Origin of the sequence: Arthrobacter sp. H41 (assembly GCF_000520535.1) — a bacterium.
Classification (GTDB): Bacteria; Actinomycetota; Actinomycetes; order Actinomycetales; family Micrococcaceae; genus Arthrobacter_D.
In genome coordinates this window covers 1-5,954 of the sequence record NZ_KI914761.1, presented here as the reverse complement: position 1 = coordinate 5,954, position 5,954 = coordinate 1, and the positions used below count along the sequence as shown (strand labels likewise).

The window sequence follows — 5,954 nt, the reverse complement described above, 5'->3', positions numbered from 1 at the left end:
CGGCTCATCCATCTCACCGTGGAGGGCGTCCAGCCAGTCGATGATGAGGCGCTCGCCCCCGCGCCGCAGCCCGCGCAGTGGGGAATTCTGCGCTCCGCGTCGAATGAACAGCTGCGAGACATGCCAGTCTCCCGGCCGGTTCTTCTCCATCGCCACATCTTCGATGGTGGCGCTGCCGCTGCCGTCGCGGAGGGTCACGCGCCGGTCGAACAGTTCAGCGACAATGAGCATCTCCGCTCCGCGCTGATCGAACCGGCGGAGGTTGACCAGACCCGTGCAGATGATCTGCGAGGGGTCCATGGAGGTGACACGGGTCATGGGAACGAAAATCCGCTTCTTGCCGGGAACCTCCACCACGAGGCCCACCACCTGGGGGACACGGGCGGGCCCGCGATCGAGCACGACGGCGTCGCGCAGCCGCCCCAGGCGGTCACCCAAAGGGTCGAACACGTCAAGGCCCAGAAGGCGCGCCACAAAGACGCGTGTTGGATTGGTACTCACCTGCCTAGGCTACTTCGGCGACTGGGCTATCCGCGCATCCACGGCCCGCTTCGGCGCCGAACCCGCGGGGATTTCGTTTCACTGCGAGCGAACCCCTTGACAGTAATGATGGCGGAGTTGAAGAATGGCACTATGTCGAAACAACTGGGCCGCACGGCCTCACGCGATGAAAGCCGGACCCTACCCAAAGGTGAGGCGGTGGGGCGGTACACCGCCTACCTCGAGGCCCAGAAGGCGGTCGACTACCTGGCGGACAACAAGTTCCCTGTCGAGAAGGTCTCGATCATCGGTAACGACCTGAAGACGGTGGAGCGTGTGACGGGCCGGCTCAGTTACCCGAGGGTCGCCCTGGCCAGCGCGGCCACCGGCGCCTGGTTCGGCTTCTTCGTGGGCCTCATCCTCACCCTTTTCGGTGGAAGTGAGGCGGTCAGCACCGTTATCTCGTCGATGGCGCTCGGTGCGGTGTTCTGGCTGCTCTTCGGCGTGATCACCTACGCATTCCAGCGGGGAAAGAGGGACTTCACCTCGACCAGCCAGGTGATCGCCACGAGCTATGACGTCATTGTTGATCCGGAGGTCTCCTCCGACGCCCGGCGTCAGCTTCAGCAGCTGCCCATGAACGGGCAGAGTCAGCATCCGGGCTCGTCAACAGCCGGTTGGGGCCAGCCGGGCGGTGGAGCGCAGCAGCCACCCGCGCGGCCGCAGTCCTGGAACGATCCCTACATCGGTCAGGGAGGCCAGGCAGGTCAGGGGAGCCAGGGAGGCCAGGGGACCTCGGGGGCCCAGGGGTCCCAGCCGGGCACCTCGACGGGCGTCCAGGACGCGGGGACTGGCGATGACCCGCAAGGGGTGCACGGAAACGGCGAGACCGCTGTTCCCGCCTACGAGGGGCCGCGGCGGGGCCAGTTCCCCGATCTCCCGGATGGACGTCCCCAGTACGGCGAACGGCTCGAGGCTCCACCGGAAGCGGTCCCTGGTCCAGGTGAAAGCCCCGCGTACGGTTCCGGCACCGGCTCGACGCAGGTTACCGACTCCGGAACGCCACCGCATCCGAGGTAGGAGACCGCTTCTCCTCTTCGACGAGGTGGATACACAACAGCAAAGACCCGGGCCCCTTCCAGGGGGCTCGGGTCTCTCGCCGTCAGGGCGTCGCGAACCTAGTGGCCGGTGCTGCTGTAGATCCCGGCCATCCAGGTTTCGACGTCGTCTGCCGTGCGTGGCAGGGCGGCGCTCAGGTTCACCGGGCCGTCCGCCGTCATCAGGATGTCATCCTCGATCCGCACCCCGATGCCCCGGTATTCTTCGGGAACGGCAAGGTCCTCTTTCTTGAAGTAGAGGCCCGGTTCGATGGTGAAGACCATGCCCTCGGTCAGCACGCCGTCGAGGTAGAGCTCACGGCGGGCCTGCGCGCAGTCGTGGACGTCCATTCCGAGATGGTGGCTCGTGCCGTGCGGCATCCAGCGGCGGTGGTGCTGTCCCTCGGGCGAGAGCACCTCGTCGAGCGGCGCGGGAAGAAGCCCCCATTCCCCCAGGCGTTCGGCGAGCACGGTGATGGCCGCAAGGTGGACGTCCCGGAACTTCCGACCGGGCCGGGCTGCTGCGAAACCGGCGTCGGCGGCGTCGAGGACGGCGTCGTAGATGCGCCTCTGGATCGGGGTGTACCTCCCGTTGACCGGAAGGGTGCGTGTGATGTCGGCGGTGTAAAGGCTGTCGGCCTCGACGCCGGCGTCGAGGAGCAGGAGGTCACCGGCTGAGACCGTGCCGTTGTTGCGAATCCAGTGGAGCACCGTCGCATTGCTGCCCGATGCCGCGATGGTGTCATAGCCGAGGTCGTTCCCCTCCTCACGCGCACGGGTGAAGAACGCTCCCTCGACCACGCGCTCACCGCGGGGATGGGAAATTGCCCGGGGAAGCTGGCGTACCACTTCATGGAAGCCGTTGACGGTGGCCGCTACAGCTGCCTCGAGCTGCTTGACCTCCCATGGATCCTTGAGGAGCCGCAGTTCGGAGAGGACCTCGGCAAGGACGGCGTCGAGGGCATCGGCCTTTTCGAGGTCGACCCCGGTGTTCATCCGGGAGGTATCAACGAGGGCATCGGCGTTCAGATCGACTTCCCGCAGCAGCCGGATGCCCATGCCGCCGATTTCACGTACGCCGGCATGCTTGGTGATGGCTACCTCGAGTTCCCCGAGATCCGCCGTCGCAAGGTCCAGAAGAGCCTTCAGCTGCGCCATGGAGAGGCGGGACCCGATCCAGAACTCGCCGTAGCGCGAGTTCGCGTAGAACTCGGCGCTGTCCCTGCCGGCAAGTTCACGAAAGTAGAGCGTAGCGGTGTGGTTCCCGCCGTCGTCGCCGGTTCCCTCCTCCACGGGCTCCATAACCAGGACGGCGTCCGGCTCATGATCGAGTCCCAGGCCGGTGAGGTGCGCGAAGCCGGAGTGGGGCCGGAAACGGTAGTCGGTGTCATTCGAGCGGACCTTGAACGGACCGGCAGGGATGACGAGGCGCTCGCCGGGGAACCGTGTCGATACAGTCTTGCGCCGCTTCGCGGCGAAGGAAGCAACGTCAGCCCTGGAGGGCAGATCGGCCTCCTCGGGGGCCCAGTTGCTGGCCATGAACGCCTTGAAGGCATCGGAGTCCGGGCGCTGGGACCGGTTCTCGTTGCGGTGGGACAGCGGCTGGTTGCCGTCTGCGCCGGGCGAAGGATTGGATTCAGGGAGGGACGTGGAGGTCATGTCTGCTGTACTCACGGTTTCATCGTCTCACCGGCCTTCCGGACAGCCAAACATCCGTGCCGGGTGGAAATCCGGGTGGAAATCCGGGTGGACGACGCGGGGCGTAGATTTGGGAGAGTGAGAATCGACCTGCACACGCACTCGAACGTATCCGACGGTACCGAGACCCCGGAGGTACTCGTGGAGTCTGCGGCAGCGGCGGGACTGGACGCCGTCGCCCTGACGGATCATGATTCGACGGCGGGCTGGGCGAGGGCCGCACATGCCGCAGCCTGCCTTGGCGTGGTGTTCATCCCCGGCATGGAGGTTTCGTGCCGAACCGATGCCGGCATCAGCGTGCATGTCCTGTCCTATCTCCATGATCCGACCCATCCGGGGCTGCTTGAGGAGATCGAGAAGTCACGGACTGCGAGGCTGACGCGCGCGCAGCGCATGGTGGAGTTGATGTCGGCCGATTTCCCCATTTCCTGGCCCGTGGTGCAGCAGTTCGTCACGGAGGGCGCCACAGTCGGGCGGCCGCACATTGCCGACGCACTGATAGCGCTGGGAATCGTCGGGACCCGCAGTGAGGCCTTCGAACGGATCCTCACCGCCCGTTCCCCTTACTGGGTGAGCCATTACGCGCCTCACCCGGCGGCCGCCGTCGCGCTGATCCGCGAGGCCGGTGGAGTACCGGTGTTCGCGCACCCTTCGGCGTTCAACCGTGGACGCGTGGTCGGGGGTGCCGCCATCAACGAGATGATCGACGCCGGACTCCTGGGTCTCGAAATCGACCACCGCGACAATCCCGAGTCGGCACGGGAAGACCTGCGTCGGCTGGCACGCGAGCACGATCTCCTCGTCACAGGATCCAGTGACTATCACGGAAGCGGTAAACCGAATCTCCTGGGGGAGAACGTGACCTCGCAGGAGACCCTGGAGCGCATCATGCGGACCGCGACGGGAACCGCGGTTCGAGGTGCGCTGTCCTGATCTGGAGGTGGCCGCCACGCGCGGACGCCTGGCGGACGTCGGTGCAATCGCGTTCGACGGCGGTCCAGGGATGCGCGTCGAAATCGGCACCCCCAAGCCTGCACGCGGCCAGCAGGTGGGCCTGGTCGACCATGAGCCGGGAGGTCCGCTCGGGCAGGCGCAGGGCGCAGGGCGCAAGAGATTTCAGTGGCGGCGAGGTGATCGGCGAGACTGTCGGAAATCGGGCGGTATCCCGGAACCGTCGTGTCGTGTCTGGTGGTGTCTCCAGAGGTGCGGGCCTGCAGACGGTCGGTGGTGAGGTTACGGATCCGCTCGATCAGGTGCGCGGTGCGGGCATCGGCCTGGTTCTTCAGCACCTGGACGAGTTGCAGGGCGCTGACTGCCTCATCGAGGTCCAGACCCTGGGCGGGCGGGCCCAGCAGCGGCTCCAGCAACGGATCCGTCGCCGGCTCGAACAACGAACCAGCCCCACCGAGGAAACCCCCACCAGCGCCGCCGTCGACCCCTCCCGCGTCCATAACCCCAGCCAACCACCCACCACCGACATTCCTGGAGGCGCTGAGAAGAGGCCGGTGATCGACGTCGTTGACGGTCGCGTCTTCCGGTAGGTCAGCCCTTGGCGGCTGGAACTTCCGCCGGTTCCGGAGCCGGCACGTCGCAGAACGGGGCCAAGCGCTTCGACATGACGTCGATCGCCTGGGGGTTCTCGTCCACGCAGACGAACCTGCGTCCGAGCTTGCCGGCGACTGCTCCCAGCGTTCCCGATCCGGCGAAGAAGTCGAGGACCCAGTCGCCCTCGCGGCTGCTGGCGGCAACGGCCCTGCGGAGGAGGCCCTCCGGCTTCTGCGTGGGATAGCCGGTTTTTTCCTTCCCGGTCGGCGACACGATGGTGTGCCACCAGACGTCGGTGGGTAGTTTGCCGAGGGCGACCTTCTCGGGGGTCACGAGCCCGGGCGCCATGTACGGCTCACGATCCACCTCCGCGCTGTTGAAGTAGTAGCGCGAAGGGTTCTTGACGTACACGAGGATGTTGTCGTGCTTGGTCGGCCATTTCCGCTTGGAACGGGCGCCGTAGTCGTAGGCCCAGATGATTTCGTTCAGAAAGCAGTCCCGGCCGAACAGCGCATCGAGCATCACCTTGGCGTAGTGCACCTCGCGGTAGTCGAGGTGCAGGTACAGGGTGCCGTCGTCGGTGAGGAGCCGCCATGCCTCGACAAGCCTGGGAGCAAGGAAATCCCAGTAGTCCTCGAAGTCGTCGTCGTAGCTGGCCAGCATGCCCTTGACCGTCGAGTAGCTCATGCCCTTGAAACCCACGCGATCACCCGCCCCGACGGCGCTGCGGACCATGGTGGTCTGCTGCCGGCGCTGGGCCCGCCCCGTGTTGAAGGGCGGGTCCACATAGATCATGGTGAAGGATTCATCCGGCAGCGTCGCCAGGTACCTGGCATTGTCCGCGTGCACCACGAGATTGCCGCCGTCCGGTGTCCAGACCGGAATACTCATGGACGCCTAGTCCTCGGAGCCACCGGCCGGCTTCGCGATGACCTCGCCGTTCCGGCGGCGCGTGCGGCTCCGGCGCGTGCGGTCCGACGCCGGAACTCCGGCCCCGGCCTCAGCGGATGCGTCGGTGGCAGGACGACGACGGCGGCTGCCGGCGCTGTCGGACTGGCTTGAGCTCTCCCGCGTCCCGGTGTCAGGTCCGGTGCTGCCGGCGGCCGGCCTGTCCGACCGAGCCCCCCGGCTGCT

5 protein-coding genes and 2 pseudogenes are annotated in these 5,954 nt (G+C 66.5%); 3 read left to right on the top strand and 4 right to left on the bottom strand.

Translation table 11 applies throughout. The features are described from left to right. Positions 1–501: pseudogene (locus tag Y705_RS16815) on the bottom strand (magnesium transporter); the annotation flags it as partial. 132 nt (positions 502–633) lie between these two features. Between Y705_RS16815 and Y705_RS16810 the strand changes: the two are divergent. Then, entirely contained in the window at positions 634–1,560 is a 927-nt protein-coding gene (locus Y705_RS16810; RefSeq protein ID WP_081737715.1) for a YflT domain-containing protein, read from the top strand. A 98-nt stretch (positions 1,561–1,658) separates the two neighbouring features. On the opposite strand, the gene Y705_RS0102530 is transcribed toward Y705_RS16810, so the two are convergent. Further along, complete coding sequence (locus Y705_RS0102530) at positions 1,659–3,236, bottom strand: aminopeptidase P family protein (protein ID WP_049822168.1); 1,578 nt, start codon at positions 3,234–3,236, stop codon at positions 1,659–1,661. A 117-nt stretch (positions 3,237–3,353) separates the two neighbouring features. Between Y705_RS0102530 and Y705_RS0102525 the strand changes: the two genes are divergently transcribed. Together Y705_RS0102525 and Y705_RS0102520 are read left to right on the top strand one after the other, a co-directional pair. Then, positions 3,354–4,208, top strand: a complete 855-nt coding sequence (locus tag Y705_RS0102525; RefSeq protein ID WP_026531716.1) for a PHP domain-containing protein — start codon at positions 3,354–3,356, stop codon at positions 4,206–4,208. Between the two features lie 248 nt (positions 4,209–4,456). Beyond that, a complete protein-coding gene (locus Y705_RS0102520) occupies positions 4,457–4,816 on the top strand; it encodes a hypothetical protein (RefSeq protein ID WP_026531715.1) in 360 nt (119 codons plus the stop codon). A 1-nt stretch (position 4,817) separates the two neighbouring features. Here Y705_RS0102520 and Y705_RS0102515 read toward each other — a convergent pair whose 3' ends face one another. Further along, positions 4,818–5,711: a DNA-methyltransferase gene (locus Y705_RS0102515; RefSeq protein ID WP_026531714.1), complete on the bottom strand. Its 894-nt coding sequence runs from the start codon at positions 5,709–5,711 to the stop codon at positions 4,818–4,820. A gap of 6 nt (positions 5,712–5,717) precedes the next feature. Then, positions 5,718–5,954, bottom strand: a pseudogene (locus Y705_RS22610) (DEAD/DEAH box helicase); the annotation flags it as partial.